This window comes from Glutamicibacter sp. NPDC087583 (assembly GCF_044743685.1).
Taxonomy (GTDB): Bacteria; Actinomycetota; Actinomycetes; order Actinomycetales; family Micrococcaceae; genus Glutamicibacter.
Genome location: NZ_JBIUWY010000004.1, coordinates 299,811 through 321,974, shown reverse-complemented (window position 1 = coordinate 321,974; position 22,164 = coordinate 299,811). Strand labels below are relative to the sequence as shown.

Annotated in this window: 26 protein-coding genes; 14 read left to right on the top strand and 12 right to left on the bottom strand. The window is 62.5% G+C overall.

Features of this window, described 5'->3' with window-relative positions; translation table 11 throughout:
* Positions 1-71 precede the first annotated feature (71 nt).
* The 5 genes from ACIOU9_RS12995 to ACIOU9_RS12975 are packed head-to-tail and all read right to left on the bottom strand — an operon-like array spanning position 72 to position 2,315.
* Positions 72-656 (bottom strand): hypothetical protein, encoded by a 585-nt coding sequence (locus tag ACIOU9_RS12995; RefSeq protein WP_105656415.1) that lies wholly within the window; start codon positions 654-656, stop codon positions 72-74.
* 2 nt (positions 657-658) lie between these two features.
* Positions 659-1,210 carry a DUF6286 domain-containing protein gene (locus tag ACIOU9_RS12990; protein WP_133833921.1) on the bottom strand — a complete coding sequence of 184 codons (552 nt, stop codon included), beginning with the start codon at positions 1,208-1,210 and terminating at the stop codon, positions 659-661.
* Complete coding sequence (locus tag ACIOU9_RS12985; protein WP_146112224.1) at positions 1,207-1,578, bottom strand: Asp23/Gls24 family envelope stress response protein; 372 nt, start codon at positions 1,576-1,578, stop codon at positions 1,207-1,209. The genes ACIOU9_RS12990 and ACIOU9_RS12985 overlap by 4 nt, the downstream gene beginning before the upstream one ends.
* Positions 1,579-1,583: 5 nt before the next feature.
* Entirely contained in the window at positions 1,584-1,760 is a 177-nt protein-coding gene (locus tag ACIOU9_RS12980; RefSeq protein WP_166650766.1) for a hypothetical protein, read from the bottom strand.
* Between the two features lie 24 nt (positions 1,761-1,784).
* A complete protein-coding gene (locus ACIOU9_RS12975) occupies positions 1,785-2,315 on the bottom strand; it encodes an Asp23/Gls24 family envelope stress response protein (RefSeq protein WP_286134072.1) in 531 nt (176 codons plus the stop codon).
* A gap of 98 nt (positions 2,316-2,413) precedes the next feature.
* On the opposite strand from ACIOU9_RS12975, the gene ACIOU9_RS12970 reads away from it, so the two are divergent.
* On the top strand, positions 2,414-2,956 hold the full coding sequence (locus ACIOU9_RS12970; protein ID WP_133833920.1) for an RNA polymerase sigma factor: 543 nt from the start codon (positions 2,414-2,416) through the stop codon (positions 2,954-2,956).
* Positions 2,953-3,528 carry a hypothetical protein gene (locus tag ACIOU9_RS12965; protein WP_133833919.1) on the top strand — a complete coding sequence of 192 codons (576 nt, stop codon included), beginning with the start codon at positions 2,953-2,955 and terminating at the stop codon, positions 3,526-3,528. Before ACIOU9_RS12970 ends, ACIOU9_RS12965 begins: the two co-directional genes overlap by 4 nt.
* Here the strand turns inward: ACIOU9_RS12965 and ACIOU9_RS12960 are convergent.
* Both ACIOU9_RS12960 and ACIOU9_RS12955 read right to left on the bottom strand, forming a co-directional pair.
* A complete protein-coding gene (locus tag ACIOU9_RS12960; protein ID WP_133833918.1) occupies positions 3,525-4,796 on the bottom strand; it encodes an MFS transporter in 1,272 nt (423 codons plus the stop codon). The genes ACIOU9_RS12965 and ACIOU9_RS12960 overlap by 4 nt on opposite strands.
* Before the next feature lie 364 nt (positions 4,797-5,160).
* Entirely contained in the window at positions 5,161-5,943 is a 783-nt protein-coding gene (locus ACIOU9_RS12955) for a carbonic anhydrase (RefSeq protein WP_105662309.1), read from the bottom strand.
* Positions 5,944-6,213: 270 nt separating this feature from the next.
* On the opposite strand from ACIOU9_RS12955, the gene ACIOU9_RS12950 reads away from it, so the two are divergent.
* The 7 genes from ACIOU9_RS12950 to ACIOU9_RS12920 all read left to right on the top strand — a co-directional run bounded on the left by ACIOU9_RS12950 (position 6,214) and on the right by ACIOU9_RS12920 (position 13,888).
* A complete protein-coding gene (locus ACIOU9_RS12950; RefSeq protein ID WP_105656422.1) occupies positions 6,214-6,849 on the top strand; it encodes a TetR/AcrR family transcriptional regulator in 636 nt (211 codons plus the stop codon).
* A gap of 4 nt (positions 6,850-6,853) precedes the next feature.
* Positions 6,854-8,458, top strand: coding sequence for a carboxyl transferase domain-containing protein (locus tag ACIOU9_RS12945; protein ID WP_133833917.1), 1,605 nt, complete (start codon positions 6,854-6,856; stop codon positions 8,456-8,458).
* 15 nt (positions 8,459-8,473) lie between these two features.
* Entirely contained in the window at positions 8,474-10,522 is a 2,049-nt protein-coding gene (locus ACIOU9_RS12940) for a biotin carboxylase N-terminal domain-containing protein (RefSeq protein ID WP_133833916.1), read from the top strand.
* Entirely contained in the window at positions 10,519-11,043 is a 525-nt protein-coding gene (locus ACIOU9_RS12935) for a MaoC family dehydratase (RefSeq protein ID WP_133833915.1), read from the top strand. The genes ACIOU9_RS12940 and ACIOU9_RS12935 overlap by 4 nt, the downstream gene beginning before the upstream one ends.
* The gene (locus tag ACIOU9_RS12930) at positions 11,036-11,836 is read left to right on the top strand and encodes an HpcH/HpaI aldolase/citrate lyase family protein (RefSeq protein ID WP_402697160.1); all 801 of its coding nucleotides are present in this window, start codon (positions 11,036-11,038) and stop codon (positions 11,834-11,836) included. The genes ACIOU9_RS12935 and ACIOU9_RS12930 overlap by 8 nt, the downstream gene beginning before the upstream one ends.
* 66 nt (positions 11,837-11,902) lie before the next feature.
* Complete coding sequence (locus ACIOU9_RS12925; RefSeq protein WP_402697158.1) at positions 11,903-12,406, top strand: hypothetical protein; 504 nt, start codon at positions 11,903-11,905, stop codon at positions 12,404-12,406.
* A gap of 180 nt (positions 12,407-12,586) precedes the next feature.
* Complete coding sequence (locus ACIOU9_RS12920; protein ID WP_402697157.1) at positions 12,587-13,888, top strand: MFS transporter; 1,302 nt, start codon at positions 12,587-12,589, stop codon at positions 13,886-13,888.
* Between the two features lie 92 nt (positions 13,889-13,980).
* On the opposite strand, the gene ACIOU9_RS12915 is transcribed toward ACIOU9_RS12920, so the two are convergent.
* Together ACIOU9_RS12915 and ACIOU9_RS12910 are read right to left on the bottom strand one after the other, a co-directional pair.
* Complete coding sequence (locus ACIOU9_RS12915) at positions 13,981-14,418, bottom strand: DUF6069 family protein (protein WP_105656428.1); 438 nt, start codon at positions 14,416-14,418, stop codon at positions 13,981-13,983.
* A gap of 98 nt (positions 14,419-14,516) precedes the next feature.
* Complete coding sequence (locus tag ACIOU9_RS12910; protein ID WP_402697155.1) at positions 14,517-14,927, bottom strand: DUF6069 family protein; 411 nt, start codon at positions 14,925-14,927, stop codon at positions 14,517-14,519.
* Between the two features lie 786 nt (positions 14,928-15,713).
* Between ACIOU9_RS12910 and ACIOU9_RS12905 the strand changes: the two genes are divergently transcribed.
* Both ACIOU9_RS12905 and ACIOU9_RS12900 read left to right on the top strand, forming a co-directional pair.
* Positions 15,714-15,959: a hypothetical protein gene (locus ACIOU9_RS12905; RefSeq protein ID WP_105656430.1), complete on the top strand. Its 246-nt coding sequence runs from the start codon at positions 15,714-15,716 to the stop codon at positions 15,957-15,959.
* 79 nt (positions 15,960-16,038) lie between these two features.
* Positions 16,039-16,509 carry a hypothetical protein gene (locus tag ACIOU9_RS12900; RefSeq protein ID WP_402697153.1) on the top strand — a complete coding sequence of 157 codons (471 nt, stop codon included), beginning with the start codon at positions 16,039-16,041 and terminating at the stop codon, positions 16,507-16,509.
* A 169-nt stretch (positions 16,510-16,678) separates the two neighbouring features.
* Here ACIOU9_RS12900 and ACIOU9_RS12895 read toward each other — a convergent pair whose 3' ends face one another.
* A complete protein-coding gene (locus ACIOU9_RS12895; RefSeq protein ID WP_105656432.1) occupies positions 16,679-17,005 on the bottom strand; it encodes a DUF202 domain-containing protein in 327 nt (108 codons plus the stop codon).
* Complete coding sequence (locus ACIOU9_RS12890) at positions 17,005-17,388, bottom strand: YidH family protein (RefSeq protein WP_105656433.1); 384 nt, start codon at positions 17,386-17,388, stop codon at positions 17,005-17,007. The genes ACIOU9_RS12895 and ACIOU9_RS12890 overlap by 1 nt, the downstream gene beginning before the upstream one ends.
* 149 nt (positions 17,389-17,537) lie before the next feature.
* On the opposite strand from ACIOU9_RS12890, the gene ACIOU9_RS12885 reads away from it, so the two are divergent.
* On the top strand, positions 17,538-18,584 hold the full coding sequence (locus ACIOU9_RS12885) for an MBL fold metallo-hydrolase (RefSeq protein ID WP_402697150.1): 1,047 nt from the start codon (positions 17,538-17,540) through the stop codon (positions 18,582-18,584).
* Positions 18,581-19,930: an MFS transporter gene (locus ACIOU9_RS12880; RefSeq protein WP_105662301.1), complete on the top strand. Its 1,350-nt coding sequence runs from the start codon at positions 18,581-18,583 to the stop codon at positions 19,928-19,930. Before ACIOU9_RS12885 ends, ACIOU9_RS12880 begins: the two co-directional genes overlap by 4 nt.
* A 45-nt stretch (positions 19,931-19,975) precedes the next feature.
* On the opposite strand, the gene ACIOU9_RS12875 is transcribed toward ACIOU9_RS12880, so the two are convergent.
* Positions 19,976-20,893 carry a LysR substrate-binding domain-containing protein gene (locus tag ACIOU9_RS12875; RefSeq protein WP_402697147.1) on the bottom strand — a complete coding sequence of 306 codons (918 nt, stop codon included), beginning with the start codon at positions 20,891-20,893 and terminating at the stop codon, positions 19,976-19,978.
* Positions 20,894-21,038: 145 nt separating this feature from the next.
* On the opposite strand from ACIOU9_RS12875, the gene ACIOU9_RS12870 reads away from it, so the two are divergent.
* Positions 21,039-22,079, top strand: coding sequence for an MBL fold metallo-hydrolase (locus ACIOU9_RS12870; protein ID WP_402697145.1), 1,041 nt, complete (start codon positions 21,039-21,041; stop codon positions 22,077-22,079).
* Positions 22,080-22,164 lie beyond the last annotated feature (85 nt).

Sequence of the window (22,164 nt, the reverse complement as noted above, 5' to 3'; positions counted from 1 at the left end):
TCCTACTTCCCCAAGAGATGCGGCACGATGCCCGTGCCGTTAATGGCTATTTTTTGTTTTCCTGGGCCGGCTCAGATGAGCACGGCCTTATTCGAATCCTGCTTTTCCGGCTTCTGGAAGCTGAACGAGATGTGCTTGCGGGAGAAAGGCACCCCCAGCACCATTTCAAGGTCAGGTACCACGCGGCCATTGACCAGCTCGATCCCTCGATTCGCCGGAGCGTCGGCGCGCAGGGTGAATCGCGCATAAAGCACGGGTTCAGCTGCATTGCCGCCAATTCGAACGTTCGCATCCACGATTTCCGGTTGCGTTCGAGCGGCCGTTTCCGCGGCTTTGGCTATTACCGAAGTCTCGATCTCGCTGACTCCTTCGCTGCTCGATTCGTATCTGAATTCATGCGCCGATGGGCGGCGCGGAATGGCAGTGATCAGCACCGCCAGCGAGAGCACGATGCCGGCAATTCCGAGCGCGAGTCCCAGTGGCAGCAGGTACTGCTGATCGATCGGCAGGCTGCTGGCAATCCGGGCTTGGCCGAGGCCAGCGCCTTGGCCAAGCCCCCACCAGACTGCTGCGAGGCCCGAGGCACCGGCCGCCAGCAGGACCAAACCGAAGATCGCCAGAATAAGTCGTTGGCGCACCACATGCGTTCTGAACATTTCTAGTTTCCCCCTCGGCGTTGCACTGAGACCTTGACCTTGGGAGCGCGTTGCAATGGCAACCCGTCGATCACGCGCTGCGCCCGCGCCTGCGCGTTTTCCCGCACGCGCTGAACCGAGTGCGCTGGAGTCTGCACGGTAACCTGGACCAGGGCCGGGCTGGTTTTCACGCTCGCGCGGGTCACCGAATCGGTTCGCTCGACCTCATGCCCCACCAAGGTTGATATTCCACGGCATGAGATTGCCTGTTCCGACCCCGCTGAAGGATCATCGGTAGTCAGCAGGATGCTCTGCCGGGGCCCTGGAATGAGCGCGCTGAGCAACAGCAGCAGACCGAGCACCGCAAGAACCACCATGGCGATCACTGCCAGGTTGTCATTGAAGCGCAAGTTGCTGACCGCGTTAATGCCCTGCTGGGCAAAACCGGGCCATTGTCCGCTGGTCAAACGCAGCAGGCAGGATAGCGCCAGGAGAATGCTCGTGGCCAACACGACGATGAAGCTGATCATCAAGGCCATGGTGCGGGCACTGCGAACGTGCCAGAACCTGCTCATCGCAGCCTCCTGTTGCTAGTTCCTTCATCCGGCGTTGACATCCAGCTCACCCGTATATCGGTTTGCACCTGCTCAACGCCCAGATACTTGCGCAGATCAGCCGCAACCATGTTCCGCACGTCTTCGCAGGCTTGCTGGACATTGCTCGGATAGCTCAATCCAAGGTCCAAATCGACCACCACTGCACTTCCAAGCACCTCGGCCTTGGCCTTGGGCCGGCTGTCAAAATCCTTGTACTTGCCCAGCCCCAGGATCCCACCCGCGGCAGAGCCGACAACTGGCACCTTATAGGCTGCTTGGGCAGCGATTTTTGAATAGACGGCCGTGTTCACCGTGGTGCTTCCACGGCTAGAGGACAGCTCTGCCATCTGCTTCACCGCCGACGTTTGCTGAACACTTGACTGAGGTCAACCCTGTCCTGCAAAAGCCATCCGACTCCAGCGCCGATGATGGCGAAGAATGCCACCACCACGAACTGGGTGAATGATCCGAAGGCAATCAGCAATCCGGCTAGGCAGCCGATGGCCAAACCCCACTTGACGTGTAACATGTTCTGCTCCTTAGATGAGGACAGTTATTTCAGGCCATCGCGGGGCTCGGCGTCATCGTCATCGTCTTCTGGCAGGTGCACGTCGGTGACTTCGATGTTTACCTCGATAACTTCCAAGCCGGTGGCGCGTTCAACCTGGGCGATGATGTTCGAACGGATCTCGTTGGAGACCTCAACGATCGAGAACCCGTAGGAAACTACGATCGACACGTCGATGGCGGTCTGCTGCTCGCCCTTTTCGACGCTCACGCCTCCAGCCGCGTTGGCTTGGGCACCGGGGATGCGTTCGGCCAGCGAGTTGAAGGTCCGGCGGGCGGCGTTGCCCATGGCGTAGACGCCGGAAACTTCGCGGGTGGCGATGCTGGCGATCTTCTGGACAACACGGTCTTCGATGGTCGTCTTGCCCAGTTCGGTGTGCAGCGGACCGCGCAGCTCTTCGTGGACCGGCGTGTCATTTGCGGCCTTTGCCTTGGCCTGGCGTTCCAGCTCTTCGCCGGTTGGCTTGATGATTGGCCCTTGTGAATCGCGTTGCACCATGATGGTCTCCTCATTCATTGAACGGATATTTTTGTGCCTTACACTCATACAGACGAGAGCTACAGATTAATCCTCACACATTATGAGTGTGATATATATCACTTAAGGAGGGGTGTTTGGAACCGACCCGGTTGACCGTGCTTGTTGGTCGTTCAATGGAGGGGGACCCCGAGGCCTTCGGCGAACTCGTCACCGCGCTGACACCCGGCCTGCGCCAATACTGCAAGACTTTTTTCAGCAGCTGGCACGATGCGGAGGATGCCACCCAGGATGCCTGGATCCGCGCGTGGCAGTCATTGGGCTCGCTGCGCGAACGTGCCGCGTTCAAGACTTGGCTCTACCGCATGGCACGAAATATTTGTCTTGATCGCATCCGCCAGCGTGCCAATGACCAGCAAACCGTGGATGATGAAGTGCTAGAGCAAACCCCAGTCCCTGACCGTGAATTGCCAGAAAACGTCGCCGTGCAACGCGGCGAGATTGCCGATGCCTGGCAGATCATCAACGGATTGCCTTCGGCGCTTCGCCAGGCGTTCGTACTGGTCGCGCTCCAAGGCATGAGCTATAAGGAAGCGGCCCTGGTGACCAACGTTTCAGAATCAACTGTGCGAGGGCGACTCGCACGGGCACGCAATGCAATCAGCGAGGCGGTGTCATGAAAACCCTTCCCTGCGGACGTACTACCGAAGACGTTTTGCTGAACCTGGATGAACCTGCAGATCTGCACGAATTGCAGTGCCGGTGGTGCCACGCCGAACGGCAGCGGCTCAAGGACCAGAACGGATTCATCACCCAACTGCTGCACAGCTCGACCCCGGAGCACCAGCCTGAAGCATTCTCGCAGCGAATATTGGGCAAAATAGCCGAGCACTCGCCGTTCCAGCGGATGTGGGATGTGCAAGATGCGGGCACGGGACTGGCCAAACGCGTATCGTCCCTGGAATTAATCAAGGCGATTCGAGCGGCATTTTCCGAGTCGCCGACAGCGCAATTGAACTACACGGAGATCAAGGCGACTGACACGCAGATTCCCCACCTTAACTGGAGGGTGCAATGCCATGTCAGCATGGCTGGGGATAGTTCGGTCCAGGTTATCGAGCAGCAAGTCCTTGACTATGTTCGCTGTGCCATCAGCCCGTTGATCAGCTGGAGGGAACTGGTAGTTAATCTGGTCATTGAAGACCTGCACGGAGAAGCCATCGAGTCCATCACGCTTCGGGGCGAAAACTAGCTACGGCTTCCTTGCTCCCCTGTTCCATCGCTCCGCGGGCTTTTTCCACGCAGCACTGGCGAGCAAGCAAGCACCACAAGTCCCGCAATGGGGAACACCATCAGGGCCATGCTCAACCCGAAGTTCTCGGCAAGGAAACCAACTAGCGGTGGCGAGAACAAGAAGCCCAATCGCATGAGCCAGGAGACGATGCTCAGCCCAGTTCCCGGAGGCAGGCCGGGCAGCTTGTCGGCCTGGTCCATCACCGCCGGGACCAGGGTTGCCGAGCCGAATCCAGCCGCGGCAAATCCCAGCAGCGTGCCCGGAACCGTGGGGAAGAACAACGCCAGACCCATACCGATTGCTATTAGCGCTCCCCCGAACTGGGCCATGCCGCGCTGGCCAAAGCGGTTGACCATGCCATCGCCGAGAATTCGGCCAATGAACTGGGCCCCGACCAGAGCGATGAACCCGCTGGCCGCCAGCGCCGCTGGCGCCCCCAGCTGGCCAAGATACAGCGTGGACCATGAATTCCCGGCGTCTTCAACCATTACTCCGGCTACGGAGATCAAGACCAGGGCGCTCATCATCAGCAGCAGCCGTCCGCGGGATCCTGCGGGGGCCGCGGCCCGGGCAGTTCCGGGTGCAGGTGGTGCAACAGGTTCTATGACCGCCAGTTCGGCGGATCGAGGCAGGCAGAATTTCAGGGCAGTCAGTGCCACCGCGGCGAAGAGCACCATCGATATGCCCAAATGCACTGGCAATGCCAAGTTCATCTGGATCGCTCCGGCGGCCATCAAACCGCCGATCACCGCTCCGACAGACCACAATGCGTGGAAGGAATTCAGTATCGAACGCCCATAGCGCCGTTGCACCACCAGCCCGTGCGCGTTCTGCCCGACATCCGTAATCGAATCCATGGCGCCGCCCAGGGCAAAAGCCAGCACGACCAAGACCACGCCCGGCGCGCTGCCGGCGGCCAGCAAGGCAGCACCGGTAACTATCGTGCCCACGACGGCAACCTGCGCGGAACCAAAACGGCGCACCAGCGCACCTGCAGCCAACCCTGCAAGGATTGCCCCAACAGGCCATGCGGTGACCAGCAAGCCGTAGCCGGCGGTGTCCAATTCCAGTTCCCGCTTCAGCTCGGGAAGGCGCGGCGCCATATTGGCAAAGAGTGCTCCGTTTGTGAGGAACAGGGCCGCGACTGCAGCGCGGGCGCGGGAGTTGACGCTGGATTCGCTGGCTGCCATGGGGCCTTTCACTGCACGTGCATGCGGATTCTTCACGGGGAATGCTTCACTAGCATCCAGCGTCGAGAGTACCAGTGCACCTGCTGGCAAATCCCGAAACCGTGCCGAAAGGCCCGGGAATGGGTGTTTTGCGTCTGACCAGCTGCATCAGGATAGCGGCGAGCTGGCCATCCGCCGGTATTCGCGTTTCGGCTGCAACCTTGGAAGCCCAGCTGGTCCAGTAGCTGGATCGCCCCGTTCGCCAGATGCCCTGCCGCCGTGGAGCCTGCGCTCAGCGTGGCCATAGGCATTGTCAATATCGTAGAAACAACCTCAGCGAGGGTGCGAGTGATGATCGCAGAAGTTCCCGCCGGTTCCACCGGCGGGAACTTCTGGTTAATTCGCAACCGGAAAATCGGAGCTAGCCATCGAGCCAGCGCACTTCTCCGCTGTCCAGGTCGTAGACAGCTGCCACCACCCGGGTCCGCTTTTCTTGCACTGCCTCGCGAATGATGGCAGATCGCTCCAGTAGCTGCTCGGTGACGGCACGGGCATTGGCCTGCACCACTTGGTCCACCTCTTCGCTGCCCGAACCTTCAACTTTTGCCTTGCGTGCTACAGGAGCAATCTGTTCAGCGAAGTCGACCATCTCGCCGGGCAATTGCGGATTCTTGGCATCTTCTTCCATTGCCTTCAAGGTGCCCGCCACCGCACCACAGGCCGTATGGCCGAGGATCACCAGCAACGGGACCGAATAGGGACTGGAAACAGCGAATTCCATGCTGCCAACCAAGGTGTCATCGAGCACTCCGCCGGCGGTCCGGGTGACGAACAGGTCTCCGATCCCCTGGTCGAACAGGAGCTCGGGGGTCACGCGGGAATCCACGCAGCCGTGGATCAGGGCGAAGGGGTTCTGGTGCTCGGCCTGCTCGCTGCGCCGTTCGGTTGCTTGATTGGGGCGTTCTGGCATGCCGTCGGCGTAGCGCTGGTTCCCGGCGCGCAGTACCTGCAGCACTTCATCGGGGGTCTGCGGGGGTCCGGCGAGGTTTGCCCTGTCCGCGTCCGTGGCCTGCGGTGATGCGCAGGCTGCCAGTCCGGCCAGGGCAATGAGCCCGGAGGCACCGGCGAGCAGGCCGCGGCGCGACGGTCCGGCTGGGGTTGGGTTTTGGCGGTTGAGGAAACGTGGTTCAGGTTGCGGCATCATGCCTTCCAGTGGCGTCTGATCAGCTGCCCAGCAGAATTAACTAGAGCTTGACAGTAAATAACATCAAGCAGTCTAGTGTTTTGCATTTGATTCATAAATAGCAAACGTCATATTTCGGCCCCTTTTAACATGAGCGTTGCATGAGGTGCGGATGGCAGCGCCACTCGGTGTCCCCGTCCGCGGAAGACGGTGATTGACACCACACTTTTTCTTCGGTTGGATAGAAGCAGTCAATCGATTGATTGACTCTTGAGTCACAGGGTGGTGTCCATGGAACTGGGAAAGGTCCAGCAAGCAGCCGTAGCCTGCTTTGCCCAGCGCGGTTTCGCCGCCACCGGCATCCGCGAACTAGGCAGTGCCGTAGGACTGAACTCGGCGACCCTCTACCATTACGTCGGCGGCAAGGAAGACCTGCTGGTGGGCATCATGAACGACTGCCTGGCCGCCATGATCTCCGGTGCCGAGCAGGCGCTGGCCGGCAGCAAGGACCCGGTACGCCAGCTCGCGTTGCTCGTGGCCTTCCACGTGGGGTTCACCGCCACCAATCCCAGCACCGCACGTGTCACCGAATACGAGATGCGCGCGCTATCGGCCAAGGCCCGCGAGCAGATGCAGGAACTGCGCGACGCCTACGAGCAGCTCTTCGCCGACGCGCTTCAGGCCGGCGAGCGCCAGGGCAGCTTCAGCACCGTGGACCTGGGCATCGCCCGGTTGGCACTGATGGAAATGGGGACCGGTGTCTCGCACTGGTACCGCAAGGACGGCCGGCTCACACTGGCCCAAGTGCAGTTGAACTTCATTTCCCTGGCCATGCGCATCCTGGCCGTGCCCGACGAATTCCCGTTGCCTGCGCAGCAGCTGCCCGTACCCCGGGTGATCGCCAGCGAACCGACCAGCAAGGACTGACTTCGTGAAGACCCTCTCCTCCCACTTGAACCCCGAGCAGTTCGAGCGCAACGCCGCCGACCAGGCACCACTGCTGGCCGAACTGCACGAACGGCTCGAACGCGCTGCGCGCGGCGGCTCCGAGAAGTCCCGGCAGCGCCATGTGGATCGCGGCAAGCTGCTGCCCCGCGAACGCGTAGACGCGCTGCTGGACGACGGCTCGCCCTTCTTGGAAATCGCACCGCTGGCCGCCGAGGACATGTATGACGGCGCCAGCCCCGGCGCCGGAATGATCGCCGGCATCGGCCTGGTGCACGGCCGCCACGTGCTGGTCATCGCCAACGACGCCACCGTCAAGGGTGGCACCTACTTCCCGATGACGGTCAAGAAGCACCTGCGCGCCCAGGAAATCGCGCTGGAGAACAGCCTGCCCTGCATCTACCTGGTGGATTCGGGCGGGGCGTTCCTGCCCATGCAGGACGAGGTCTTCCCGGACCGCGAGCACTTCGGGCGCATCTTCTACAACCAGGCGCAGCTCTCCGCGAAGAAGATCCCGCAGCTGGCTGCGGTGCTCGGTTCCTGCACCGCCGGCGGCGCCTACGTTCCGGCAATGAGCGACGAGACGGTCATCGTGCGCAACCAGGGCACCATCTTCCTGGGCGGCCCGCCGCTGGTGAAGGCCGCCATCGGGGAGATCGTCACCGCCGAGGAGCTGGGCGGCGGCGACCTGCACGCCAAGACCTCGGGCGTGGTGGACCACCTGGCCGAGAACGACGAGCACGCGCTGATGATCATCCGCGATATCGTCTCCACCCTGCCGGCCAACCCGGCCCCCGCCTGGAGTATCGAAAGCCAGGTCGTCGAGCCGCTCTACCCGGGCAGTGAACTGGCCGGGGTGGTGCCGGTGGATGTCAACGCGCCCTACGACGTGCACGAGATCATTGCCCGCATCGTCGATGCCAGCGAGTTCCACGAATTCAAGGCCGACTACGGCACCACCCTGGTCACCGGCTTCGCGCAGATCCACGGGCACCGGGTAGGCATCATCGCCAACAACGGCGTGCTGTTCTCCGAGTCCGCGATGAAGGGCGCGCACTTCATCGAGCTGTGCGACCAGCGCGGCATCCCGCTGCTCTTCTTGCAGAACCTCGCCGGATTCATGGTGGGCCGCGACTACGAAGCGGACGGCATCGCCAAGCACGGGGCCAAGATGGTCACCGCCGTGGCCACCGCCCGGGTGCCCAAGCTGACGGTGGTCATCGGCGGCTCCTTCGGCGCCGGCAACTACTCGATGTGCGGCCGGGCCTACTCCCCGCGCTTCTTGTGGATGTGGCCGGCCGCGCGCATCTCGGTGATGGGCGGGGCCCAGGCCGCCTCGGTGCTCTCCACGGTCAAGCGCGACGGAATCGAGTCGGGCGGCGGCAACTGGAGCGCCGAGGAGGAGGAATCGTTCAAGGCCCCGATCCGCGAGCAGTACGAAACCCAGGGAAACCCCTACTATTCCACCGCCAGATTATGGGACGACGGGGTCATCGACCCGGCAGATACCCGCCGGGTGCTCGGCCTGGCCCTGGATGTCTGCGCCCGCCAGCCGCTGCCGGAGACCAGCTTCGGCCTCTTCCGGATGTAGTACGAGGAAAACACCATGACTACCAAGCTCTTTGACACTGTCCTGATCGCCAACCGCGGAGAGATCGCGGTGCGCATCATCCGCACCCTGCGGGCGCTGGGCATCGAATCGGTCGCCGTCTACTCCGATGCCGATGCCGGGGCGCTGCATGTGTCCGAAGCCGATCGCGCGGTGCGCATCGGCGCGGCTGCGGCCAATGAAAGCTACCTGGATATCGACGCGGTGATCGCCGCTTGCCGGCACACCGGTGCCCAGGCGGTGCACCCGGGCTACGGGTTCCTCTCCGAGAACGTGGACTTCGCCCGTGCGCTGGAGGCTGCCGGCATCACCTTCATCGGCCCGCCGGTGAACTCCATCAATCTCATGGGCGACAAGATCCGTTCCAAGAACCATGTCCTCTCCCACCAGGTGCCGGTGGTTCCCGGCATCGCCGAACCCGGCCTCGGCGATCAGCAGCTGCTCGCCGCTGCCGCGGACGTCGGCTTCCCGCTGCTGATCAAGCCTTCGGCCGGCGGCGGCGGCAAGGGCATGTTCGCCGTGGATTCCGCCGCAGAACTGCCCGAAGCGCTGGCCAGCGCCCGGCGCACCGCACGCAATGCTTTCGGCGATGACACCCTGTTCCTCGAGCGGCTGGTGCGCAATCCGCGGCATATCGAGGTGCAGATCCTGGCCGATGCGCATGGGAACACCGTGCACCTGGGCGAACGCGAATGCTCCTTGCAGCGCCGCCACCAGAAGGTCATCGAGGAAGCCCCGGCTCCGCTGTTCGAGAATCTGGAGCACGGCGCGGCGATCCGCGAGCGCATTGGCGCCGCCGCGGTGGCCGCTGCGCAATCGGTGGGCTACGTCGGCGCCGGAACTGTCGAGTTCCTGGTGAGCGACCAGAACCCCGACGAATTCTTCTTCATGGAAATGAATACCCGCTTGCAGGTGGAGCACCCGGTCACCGAGGAAGTCGTGCGGGTGAACGGCGCAAAGCTGGATCTGGTCCAGTGGCAGGTGCGCATCGCGGCCGGACAGCCACTGGACTTCACCCAGGACCAGGTGGCATTGGAAGGCCATGCCATCGAGGCCCGGCTCTACGCCGAAGACCCGTCCTCCGGCTTCCTGCCCTCGGTGGGCACCGTGCTGCACGTGCGCGAGCCGGAGAATGTCCGGGTGGATTCCTCTCTGCGCGACGGCCTGGAGATCAGCGCCCACTACGATCCGATGCTTTCCAAGCTCATCGCCTGGGGCCCGGATCGCACCGAGGCGCTGGCCCGCTTGGATAAGGCACTGGCCGGCACCGTGGTGCTGGGCGTGCTGACCAACAGCGAATACCTGCGGCTGCTGCTGGCCGACGAGGATGTGGCCGCCGGAGCCCTGGACACCAACCTGATCGAGCGGAAGATGGACCAGTTCGGCTTCCGCCAGGTCGGGTCCCGCGAACTGGCACTGGCAGCGCATCTGGAGGATCGGCGCATTCCAGCCGCGAATACCCCGTGGGGCCTGCGCGACGGATGGCGGGCCCAGCATCGCCGGGCCAGCATCGGGCACTTCGACGTCGAGGCCGCCGAGGGCAGGACCGCGTTGCTCAGGGACCCCGATTCGAGCCGGGTGCGCGTGGGCGCCGAAGAATTCACCGTGCGGCAGGAACCGGATGGAACACTGTCCGTCAACGGGCAGCGCACAGCACTACAGCATGCCTTCGCCGCAGATGGCACGCTGTGGCTGTGCGAGGAAGGCTGGACCGCGGCGGTGCGCAAGCTGCCCCGCGAAGAAGTCCTCGAACGCCAGCTGGCCACCATCGCCAAGCAATCCGGGACCTTCTCCCCGCATGTCCTCTCGCCCATGCCCGGCACCGTGATCAACGTGCAGGCGGCCGATGGCGATGCGGTCGCCGAAGGCCAGCTGCTGCTGAGCATCGAAGCGATGAAGATGGAGCACCAGCTCTTCTCCCCCGCGGACGGCATCGTGCGCATGACCGGGTTGAAGACCGGGGATCTGGTCAAGGCCAAGCAGGTCGTGGCCACCGTGGAAGCAGCGCAGCCAACCGAAGCACAGCATCAGGAGCAGGACGCATGAGCGAGCAAACCCACAAACGTGTCGAGCAGCGCGGCCTCTACTTCGATGAGCTGCAGCTGGGGGCCACCTACGTGCACAAGCCCGGGCGCACCCTGACCGAAGCGGATAACGTCGCGTTCACGACGATGACCATGAACAACCAGGGCCTGCACCTGGACGCGGCATGGGCTTCCACCCAGCCTTTCGGCAAGCCGCTGGTCAACTCCCTGCTCACCCTGAGCACCATGATTGGCCAGTCGGTAGGCCAGCTGACCGAGGGCACCATCGTGGGGCAGCTGGGCATCAATGACGTGCGCTTCCCGCACCCGATGTTCCACGGCGATACCCTCTACACCGAAACCGAGATCACCGCACTGCGCGAATCGAAGTCCCGCCCCGGGCAGGGCCTGGCGTCCATGACGCACACCGGCCGCAACCAGCACGGCGACATCGTGGCCACCGCAAACCGCACCTGCCTGATGTGGACCAGGCAAGCACACCAGGATTCGATGCAGGCCAAGGGAGGAAAAGCTGATGACTGAGTTCCTGATGGGCCCTTCCCTGCTGTTCTGCCCGGCCGACCGGCCCGAGCGCTACGCCAAGGCGGCACAGCGTGCCGATGCGGTCATCATCGATCTGGAAGACGCTGTGGCTGCCGGGAACAAGGACGCGGCCCGCCGCGCCTTGCTGGATACGCCGCTGGATCCCGCGCGGGTCATCGTGCGCGTGAACCCGGTCGATAGCGAGCACTTCGCCAAGGACCTGGCAGCGCTGGGGCAAACGGCCTACCGCACCGTGATGCTGCCCAAGTGCGAATCGGCGGCGCAGCCGGCCGCGCTGGCAGGCTACGACGTGCTGGCACTGTGCGAAACCGCCAAGGGCATCACCAATGCCTCGGACATTGCCGGGGCGCAGAATGTCGTCGCGCTGATGTGGGGCGCGGAAGACCTGATCGCCTCGCTCGGCGGCACATCTTCGCGGGGCGAGGATGGCAGCTACCGCGAGGTGGCACGGTTCGCGCGGTCGCAGGTGCTGCTGCATGCGGTGGCCCAAGGCAAGGCCGCAATTGATTCCGTGTACCTCGATATTCCAGATCTCGAAGGCCTGGGCGAGGAGTCCCGCGATGCCAAGGCCTCGGGATTCGCCGCGAAAGCCTCGATCCACCCGAACCAGATGCCGGTCATTCGCGAGGCGTTCGCACCGACCGAAGCAGAACGGGAACGTGCCCGGCGGATCCTCGACGCCGCGGAGGCGAATCCCGGAGTTTTCGCTTTCGAAGGGCAGATGGTCGATGAGCCGCTGCTGCGCCAGGCCCGGGCCACCTTGGGCAGATAAGCTGTTTCCTGCCATGGGCTACAGTGTGTAGCAATGACCGCCGACAGCTGGCCAACGGAGGTTCAAATGCCTGTCGTGAAGAAACCCGGAGCCGATACCCTGGTGTATTTCTGGTTTGCGGTGGGGTTGGCCGTGCTCGGCATGGTCATCCAGCAAATCGGCGCCGTCATGATGCTCAACGGCTCGCTGGAGCTGAACGTCCTTGAAGTGACCACGCTTCACCTGGTCGCCTGGGGCTGCTATGCCGGATCGGCCATCTTCACCATCGTGGTCATGCACAAGGCCCTGGCCATGCTGATTTATCTCGTGCACCATCGTCGTCCGCTGCCGCCACGCAGGATGCCGGTGATCCGCGATGCCCCGGTGACGGCCCAAACCGCCGAGGCAGCCGCAACAGGCCAAGCCTCCGCTGCCCCATCGTCCATGGCCGATCCGCTGGACCAGGACGAACCGCCTTCCGGGGCCAAGCTAAAAACCTTTCCGCGGCAGGCGCTGGGTGCGCCGGCCCCGCAGGACCGGCACCCTCGCAGCCGGCGCCAGAACCCCAGCAACGGCAACGACCCCGCATAGCGAATAAGCAGAGCCGATCAGGCGCAAAAACTGAGTCTGCCGCGCTTCGCCATGGACAGCTAATCCCGGCGAGGCAAGGCGCTCCACCTGTTTCGGACATCAATATTTGTTCTTCGCACGTCACGAACTCCAACGCCTGTTAGCGCCGGTGCAATGCTTAAAGCAACACCCAGAAGGAGCATGCGATTGAACTCCCCGAAGCCATTGCGGATCCATCGAGCCTGGCTGGTCGCCATCGTGACCACGCTGGCGCTAGTCGCCACGGCGGCGTTCCGCTCGACCACCGGCGCGTTCTTTGAACCACTTGAATCCGAATTCGGCTGGCTCCGCTCCCAGTTATCGACCGCGGTGACCATCAACCTGGTGGTCTACGGCCTGGCAGCTCCTTTCGCCGCGACTTTGCTGGAACGGTATTCCATGCGCAAGGTGGCTGCCATCGCTCTGGCATTGGTGGCCTCCGGAGCCGGATTGTCCGTGTTCATCAGCCAGATCTGGCAGTTGTGGGCGCTCTGGGGTGTGCTGGTTGGACTGGGCACCGGGGCGATGGCGTTGGTTTTCGGTTCTGTGGTTGCCAACCGCTGGTTCTGCGAACGGCGCGGCCTGGTGATGGGCATCTTCTCTGGCGCGAATGCCGCCGGCCAGCTGGTGTTCCTGCCAAGCATTGTGCTGATCATCGAGCAGTACTCATGGAGGGCCGCGGCTCTGGTTGTTGCGGTCTTCGCGGTGCTGATCATCCCGTTGCTGCGCTGGCCCTTCGCCAATTCCCCTGCCGAAGCCGGTGTACTGCCTTACGGCGGGGCCGGAGCTGCAGCCGCGCCGGCATCCGGAACGCAGCAGGGTTCGATGGCTGCCGCGACTCTCAAGGCCCTGTTCGCGGCCTCACGCTACTCGGCATTCTGGGTCTTGGCGATGACCTTCTGGATCTGCGGATGGTCTACCAACGGGCTGGTGCAGACGCACTTCATCCCTGCGGCGCACGACCATGGCATGCCGGCAACGACCGCTTCCGGGTTGCTGGCGCTGGTTGGCATTTTCGATATCCTCGGCACGGTGTTCTCCGGGTGGCTGACCGACCGTGTACGCCCGTGGCTGCTGCTTGCGGTGTACTACGCGTTGCGCGGACTGTCCCTGATGTTCCTGCACTCGCTGATGGGTCCAACCGTCGAGCCGCTGATGTGGATCTTCATTGTCTTCTACGGTTTGGACTGGGTGGCCACCGTGCCTCCTACCGTGGTGCTCTGCCGCCAGTACTTCGGTCCGGTTAGAGCCACCGTGGTCTTCGGCTGGGTCTTCGCCTTCCACATGATCGGCGCAGGCGCCGGCTCGCTGACCGCAGGGCTGTCGCGGGAAACCACCGGCAGCTACCTGGCCGCGTGGATTACCGCTGCGGTGCTGTGCCTTGCGGCAGCCGTCAGCCTGCTGTTCTTGCCGCGCATGCGCAAAGCCTACGAGCATCCTCAGCTCGAGAAAGTTGGGGTGTAGCCCGAATCAGCACCAGCAGCTCTCACGGCTTAACGGAAAACCTCGCAGAACAGATCATTGCTGATCGCTCTGCGAGGTTTTGCTTTTCGTGCTTAGACGAGCGCTACGTCCTTGGAAGGAACGTGGAGCTCCTTGTTGCCGTAGTGCACCGAGAAGAACCAGCCGATACCGGTCACGATATGGATCAGGGACAGGCCCACAGCGGTAGCGGCATCTGCTGCGTTCATGATCGGGAAAACGATCGAGACTACCGCGATGAGCAAGCCAGCCCACTGCGCGATCTTGCAAATGCCCTTGTTTGCCCGTCCGATCAGGAAGACCACCAGGCCGAAGAACAGAATCGGGATCAACGTGAACTGCAACAGGTGGTCAAAGGCGACAACATCAGTTGAATTAGGACCAATCCGGCGGGATGCCCCAGCGGCGCCAGACAGGAAGAAAATGATGACATTCAGGTAGCTGGTACCCAGCGCACCGATAATCACCTGAATGAAATTGAATGGGCTATTGGGTTGTCCCTGAGACGTCATGGCACTCCTAGAATTGTTGATAGTTCACAACTATTCTATTCCCGAGTGCCTGTGCCACGGCTCTCAGGAGCCCGTGAGAACCGCGACACTTAGCAGGGCTATAGGTTTTCCAGGGCCGCGATCTCGTTGAACTTCCTATTCGAGTAGTTCACCGCGATATACCAAGACGCTGCAACAACCAGGTGCATAATCGCCAGGGTCAGCGCGGTCCCCCAGTCCTCGGCGAAGAACCACTGCACCACCGCTGAGGTCAAGACGGCGGCAACGCCGACCCACTGGGCGATGCGGCAGAAGCCCGGCTTGGCCCAGCCGATCAAGAAGGTCAGGAAGCCGAGAATGAGAACGGGCAGGGCAGTGAATCGCACGATGTGGATGAAATCCAGGTTCCGGAATAAGCCGCCGGAGTACTCCATGGATGCGCCGATAACCCTGGCAACAAAATAGGCCAAGGCGCTAAGCGCCATGGCTCCGAAAGCCGCAATAACCACCTGGGCGAAATTGAACGGCATCTTGAATCTAGCGTCAGCCTGCATCGCGAATCATCCCCTTTTACAGCGAATTCGAGCTGGACCGGTATTTTCACTGTACGCGCATTCCCGCCCGTTGGACCCCGAACTCCGGAACATTCAAGATCGGGCCCCGCATTAGCCGATGGCGGTTTCCGCTGGCCTCCCGCGCCATGGCCCGGACCGCGACAGGGTGACGCCCCTCGGCAACACAAGCCGTTGCAGCCGCGGGCACCCTTCGTCGCTTCACTTGGCCATTTTCCGGTCCACAACCGGGAAACCGGAGTAGACTGGAATTGGATCTAACTTCCGTAGAAATGCCGTCATCGGAAGCACTTCCTACCGGCGTAGAGCTTTTGTGCCCTCCTCATTGCCGAGGACGGCGTTCAGATTAACGCAGCAGTGTTGAACCGGGATCTTTATCGAGGCGGCTCGAATTAACTGCCCGCTTCCTTGCGCTTCTCCCATTTGCCCGATAAGGGTTGCCCGCCAGGAACGAATCACAGTTTTGCTCCAGCAGCCCACAGACCGGTTCGGTCCGGTAGTGGCGAATCATGCAACCAGCACAGCCGGACAATACCTTTGAAGCCGACAGTGCAAAACGGCAGTACGCGCACAACTGCCGCGGTCCCCGCGATGCCCAACTCAAGAAATGGTACGGCGTTTCCCGTGGAACCGGCCTTGAACTGCAGCACCGAGGGCAGAGCACGGCAATAAAAACGACTATGCAGCAACGGAGGGAATGTCATGGACAAGCCGAACAGCTGTCCGAGGTGCTACAGAAATACCTTGGTTGAAACAGAAACCCGTCGATTCGTCGATGATCAAAACCAGCTCAAGAGATGGGACAACGAAGGCGGCCACGAAGCTGGCCAGCGCCAGGACATGCTGGTAACGATGCGTGAAGTGCTCTGGACCTGCACCTCATGCGGATGGCGCAAGGTTGCCTACAGTTCGCAAGAACCACTACAGGGACCAGAGCGCCGCGTGGACATCTTGCCTGCTACGGGCCAAGCAACCCTACGGCAAGCCTAGCTGAGCTGGCGCCAGGCGCTGCTGCCCACGGCAGAGCACCCTGGTCGCCGGCATGGAACGGACATGGAAAGGAAAAGCCATGATGGACTTCTCCCTCACTCTTGGCAAGAAGCACCAGCCGCTGAAGATAGGCCCGGTGCTCATGAACTCTCTGCCGGGAACTTTGCTCAGCGACAAGGCGCCCGGCGCGTACCGGGTTGCCACCGTTTTCAACCGCCAGCCCGCAGCCGAGGAAACAGAGTTCTTGACCAGCGATTTCATGCGCGGCCAACTCGATGCCGCCGGCTACCCTAATGCCGTTCTGAGCGCAGCTAACCGAAGATTGGAAATTTCCAACACCTCCCTGGAACAACTGCGTGACGGATTGGCAGCATTAATTGCCCGGGAGCTGGCTCTCGCCGGAAAGAAGTTCGAGGCTGATAGGGACGAAAGAAATTCCCAGTTCCACAAGGATATCGATGCGGAGTCACAGCGTTATGCAGCGGTGCAAAAGCTCGCGGAATCGGTAGCATTCAGCTCCGCGGAGATTCTCGAGCTCCATGGGCCCTGACCCTTCGGTAAATCCGGGTCCCAGCACCGGTACAGCTAGAGCGCCTGGACTGGCTGCACCGGCCCGGGCATTCGCAATAGGGCCGGAACAGCACTCGCGCCGCGCCTGCAACTCCTCTGGCCGCTACTGCCGCAGCCTCGATAAACCTGCGCCTGGCGAGCACCCGGAACTAGGCGCCGAGCACAAGGATGATCGCGCAAGCGCCTAGAGCCAGCAGCACCGCTGTTGTCAGCAGCACGGCGAGAACATCCGCGCTGACGCGTTCAGCCTTCACGCCTTGCGCCATTTTCCGGTACCGGGCACGCTGCGAGAGCAGAATCCCGAATGCCATCGAGGAAGATATCGCAATCAGCAGGATCACGGCCAGGCCATAGTGCGGAAGCCAGCGCAGGAAGACCGCGGAAACCACGAGAAATGAAACCATTGTCCGGTTCCACGCGAAGACGGTGCGCTCTGGCTGCAACCCCGGGTCGCTGATCTCGATGGGCTCTTTCATCACGAGCTGAGGGACCAGAAAATCATGGCGATCGCTGCCAGCGAGGCCACCACGGCACCGAATGCCAGCAGCGGGACAATGGCGGGAATCGGCAACGGCCTGCCGGTGCGCATGCTGCGTTCCACGCGGACCCAGCGCACGGCTGCACCGGCAGCAATCAGGATGCCGACGCCGATCACCAGCACCGCCAGCCAGGTGCGAACTGGCGACGGGAAGGCCTCTGCGGCGAAGGCCTCCAGCGCTGTGCCGCCCGCGAGGAAGGCTAGCGAAGTTCGAATCCAGGCCAAGAAGGTGCGCTCGTTGGCCAGCGTGAAGCGCGGGTCAGGCTCACTGCCCCGTGGCAATATCCAGCGTGAAAGCCGGCTGCGATCTTGCTCGGACATGACCCTCCTTGGTTTGCGTCGATGCTATGAGCATACCCAACCTATTATCGGCTAAACCTATTTAGTTGGTTGATAAAAACAGTTTTACGAATGTGATCCAGCGCATAAGAATTGAATGCAGCACTTGAACCAAAGAAAGGGCGCATTCCATGGCCTCCACCAATCTCAATCCCCACGTCGTTACGCTGGGCACCGCCGGCGGACCCCGCTGGTGGACCGGCGAGAACGCCGGCAAGCGGGCGGGAATTTCCACCGCTGTAGTCGTAGGCGAAAGCGTCTACCTGGTGGATGCCGGAACCGGCGTGGGCAACCAGCTGATGAAAGCCGGGTTCACCCCTGCGAACCTTCGCGGCATCTTCCTCACGCACTTGCACTCCGATCACACCATCGACCTGGCTTCGCTGGCCATCTTCGGAATGTTCACCCTGCCGGCCGGCAAGGCTCCGATTTCCATCATCGGCCCCGGCGACCGCGGCGCCCTGCCACCTGCCTCCCCGCGCGCAGTGACCGCCCCGCAGCCGGTCTTCGCGCAGAACCCGACCCCGGGCACTGCCTCGATGTTCGAGCATCTGATGCAGGCCTACGCCACGGACCTGAATGACCGCGTGATCGACGCCCTGCGCCCCTCCCCGCTGGACCACTTCATCGCCTCGGACATCGAGATTCCGGCCGGCACCGGGTACCACCCCAACGAGAACCCGACACCGAAGGGCTTCGCGCCGTTCGAGATCTACCGCGACGAGCTGGTCACGGTGACCGCAACACTGGTCAAGCACCCGCCGATCGCTCCGGCCTTCGCCTTCCGCTTCGATACCGCAGAAGGCTCGGTGACCATTTCCGGAGACACCGCGCCCTGCCAGAACCTGGTGGCCCTGGCCCGGGATACCGACCTGCTGCTTCATGAGGCCATCGACTTCGACTGGGTGCAACGCGCCTACGGTTCGGTTGGCACCTTGGAAGCCCAGGCTTCGATGGACCACCACCGCGCCTCGCACACCTCGCCGGAGCAGGCGATCGAGATCGCGCACCAGGCCGGGGCGAGCACCCTGGCCCTGCACCATCTGGTCCCCGGAACTACGCCTTTGCAGGTCTGGGAAGCCCACGCCGCGAAATTCTCCGGCAACTACCTAGTGCCCAACGATCTGGACACGATATCCTTTTCCCGCGTCAACAGTGAAATGGCGGCAGTACGATGAGCAGCACCCTGAATAATGGCAACGGCGTGGAGGCACAAGCGTTGGTTCCCTCGCTGAAATCCCCGCAGATGCGCCGGATCCTGGCTTCCAGCTTCATCGGCAGCGCAATCGAATTCTACGATTTCATCCTCTACGCCACGGCGGCCTCGCTGGTCTTCAACAAGGTCTTCTTCGTGGGCCTGACCCCGGGCGTAGCCATCTTCGCTTCCTTTGCCACCTTGGCCGTGGGCTATCTGGCCCGCCCGCTGGGCGGCATCGTGTTCGGCCACTTCGGTGACAAGATCGGCCGCAAGGGGGTGCTGATCACCTCGATGGCGATGATGGGCGGTGCCTCGACACTGATCGGCCTGCTTCCTCCCACCGCGCAGATCGGCATGCTGGCCCCGATCGCGCTGATCATCTTGCGCATCGTCCAGGGCCTGGCCGTGGGCGGCGAATGGGGCGGGGCCATGCTGATGGCACTGGAGCACGCGCCGAAGGAGCGCCGCGGCTTCGCGGCGAGCTTCGCGAACATGGGCGGCCCGGCCGGCGCCGTGATGGCCACGTTGGCAGTCTCGGCCGTCTCGCTCATGCCCAATGAGCAGTTCCTGGCCTGGGGCTGGCGCATTCCGTTCCTGATCAGCATCGCGCTGGTGGGCATCGGGCTGGTCATCCGGCTGAAGGTCACCGAGTCCCCGCTGTTCCTCGCGTTGGAAAACAAGGCAGAAGAGCGCAAGACCCCCTTCATGGAGGTCATCACCAAGTACCCGAAGTCCGTCATCCGCGGAACCCTGGTGGGCATGAGCTCCTACACGGTGCAGGGCCTGATGACCGTCTGGGCCATCTCCTACGTGGTCGAGGAAGTCGGCATGGACCGCACTGCGGTGCTGAACATCAAGGCCATTGGCGCCGCGTTGACCGTGGTGGGCATCTGGGTTTCATCGCGCTATTCAGACAAGCTGGGCCGCCGCCCGGTCATGATGGTCGGCATCCTCGCCGGCGCCGTGGCCGCCCTGCCGATCATGTGGATGCTGGAACTGGGCCAGCTGTGGCTCTTCGCCATCGCGCTGTTCGTGGCCAACGGCATCATCCAGGCCTTCATCTTCGGGCCGTTCGGCGCGTTCACCGCGGAGCTGTTCCCAACCCGCATCCGCTACACCGGCGCTTCGCTGGTCTACCAGCTCTCCTCCACCGTGGGCGCGGGTTTCACCCCGATGATCGTTGCAGGCCTGGTGCTGCTGGGCGGCGGATCGCTGTGGATCGCCGGAGCCGTTTGGGCCGCCGCGTTCATCGTCGCCGCCCTGGCCATGCGCGGCATCAAGGAAGGCCGCGACGCCGACCTCGAGGCCGAGGAAATGAGCCACTAGCCTCCCGACTGGCGAAAGCGCGGGGCCGGTTGGAACCTGCGGGTTCTAACCGGCCTTGCGCTCTTTCTCGGCTCCGGCTTCCTCGCAGAAATCCAAGAACGCGCGCAGCCGCAAGCTAGGGCGGTCCGAAGCGGTGTAGGCCACGCAGATATCGCTCACGCCAACCTCGCCCTCGATCTCCAATACCGACAGCGGCAAGCCGTCGTAGCTCAGGTTGACCGGCGGGCGCTGCACCAGAACGGTATAGCCCAAACCCCGAGCCACCATCCCGCGCACCGCCTCGAAGCTCTGCGAACTCCACCGCACCTTGGGGTCCAAGCCCGACATGCGAAGATTCACCAGCTGGTTATCGCGCACCGTGGGGATGTCCAGGGAGACGAAGTCGTCGTCGGCCAGTTCGCTCAAGGCGACGGAGGTGCGATCGGCCAGCCGGTGATTTCCTCCCACCAGCACATAGGGCCGGCCCGACATCACCGTACGCGAAGAGACCTGCGGCAGCAGGTGGCGGGTATGGGTGAGCACCGCATCCAGGTGGCCCTTGAGCATGCGCTCCTGCAGGTCGGCCCCGTCCCCCTCCACGAGGGTGACCTGCAAGTCCGGGTGCACATTGGTGAAGCGTTCGCAGATCACCGGGATCCAGAAAGCGGCCAGCGAGGAATAGCAGCCGATCACCAAAGGGCCGGAGAGCTTGGTCTGGCGTTCGACAATCTGGTCCTGCACTTCTTCGGCATGGCGCACCAGGGCCCGCGAGTCCAGCAGGAAGTCGGTGCCGACAGCCGTGAGCACCACGCCGCGGGCACGTCTGCGCACCAGCAGCTGCGAGCCGACGGCGCGTTCCAGCTCGTCCATGGACTGGGACATGGCTGCCTGGGAAATATGGCACTGCTCCGCTGCGGCGGAGATGGAGCCGAGTTCAGCGACGGCGACGAAGTACTGCAGCTGGCGCAGGGTGTAGTTGATCACCCGCCCAGTCTAGCCAGCGGGCAGCGGACCACTGCCAACTAGAAAATGTTATGAGGCGAATAATCTATTATTCCTTGACTACTTCATTGCCTCCGCGGATGATGGCATCAGCTTGCCGATGAAATAACCCGTCTACAGGAGACAGATGAAGCCAGTGATGAAGACCGGAATGCATGCAGTGGCGCTTGGAACTGCTGGCGGCCCGCTATTGAGGCCGGATCCAGGAACCGGTCACCGTCGCGGAATTTCTACCGCGATCGTTGTGGACGGCCACGCTTACTTGGTGGATTGCGGCCATGGCGTCGGTTTGGGCCTGGCTGAGATCGGGATTCACCCCACTGCCCTGCGCGGAATTTTCATTACCCATCAGCATTCAGACCACGTCATTGACCTGAATTCTGTCATGGTCCTGGGCGGCCTTGGGTTCCGCGGCACCGAGGGTCGGCAGGTTCCTGTTTTCGGACCGGGTGATCTAGGAGTGCTGCCCTCGATGCAGACAGCGGCCGAAGAGCCGGAAGCCATATTTCCGCAGTCGCCCACACCCGGGACCAACGCCATGGTCAACTTGCTGCTGCGCGCCCATGCGACAGATCTCAACGATCGCCGACGGGATTCGGCGGCACCTGATATTTCGGATATTTTCCATGGCGTAGATATCGAGATTCCCGCCAGCACAGGCTTCCACCCCAACCACAACAACCATCCGGACATGGAGCCTTTTGAAATATACGCTGATCGGCATGTAAAAATTAGCGCTATCCTGGTCCAGCACCAACCTATCGCTCCGGCATTCGCATTCCGCTTTGATTCGAGATATGGATCGGTCGTGGTTTCCGGCGATACAGCGCCAAGCGCAAATCTTGCGCGCCTGTCCCAAGGCTGCGACTTGCTGTTCCATGAAGCTATTGATCTGGAGGCCATCGCTCGTAGCTACCCGCATGCTTCATCCTCCGAACTGGAAGCGAGCATGGGACATCATCGGCGCGCGCACACCACCGCAGAAGACGCAGGTCGAATCGCCCAGCGGGCTGGAGCACGGAACTTGGCGCTGCATCATTTGGTTCCCGCTGGATCTGGAATGGAAGTTTGGCAGCGGGCTTCGAAACAGTTCTCTGGCGGCCTCTTCGTGCCCCGCGACTTGGATATCTTCCATATCGCAAGTGGCACGGTTACCCAGGTGCGCTAGGGCCAAGGCCGGCAGCTATCCGTCAGGCGACTGGAACGATGGTCGATCAATTGCCCCGGGCCGACGGCCTTGAGCCCAGCACCGG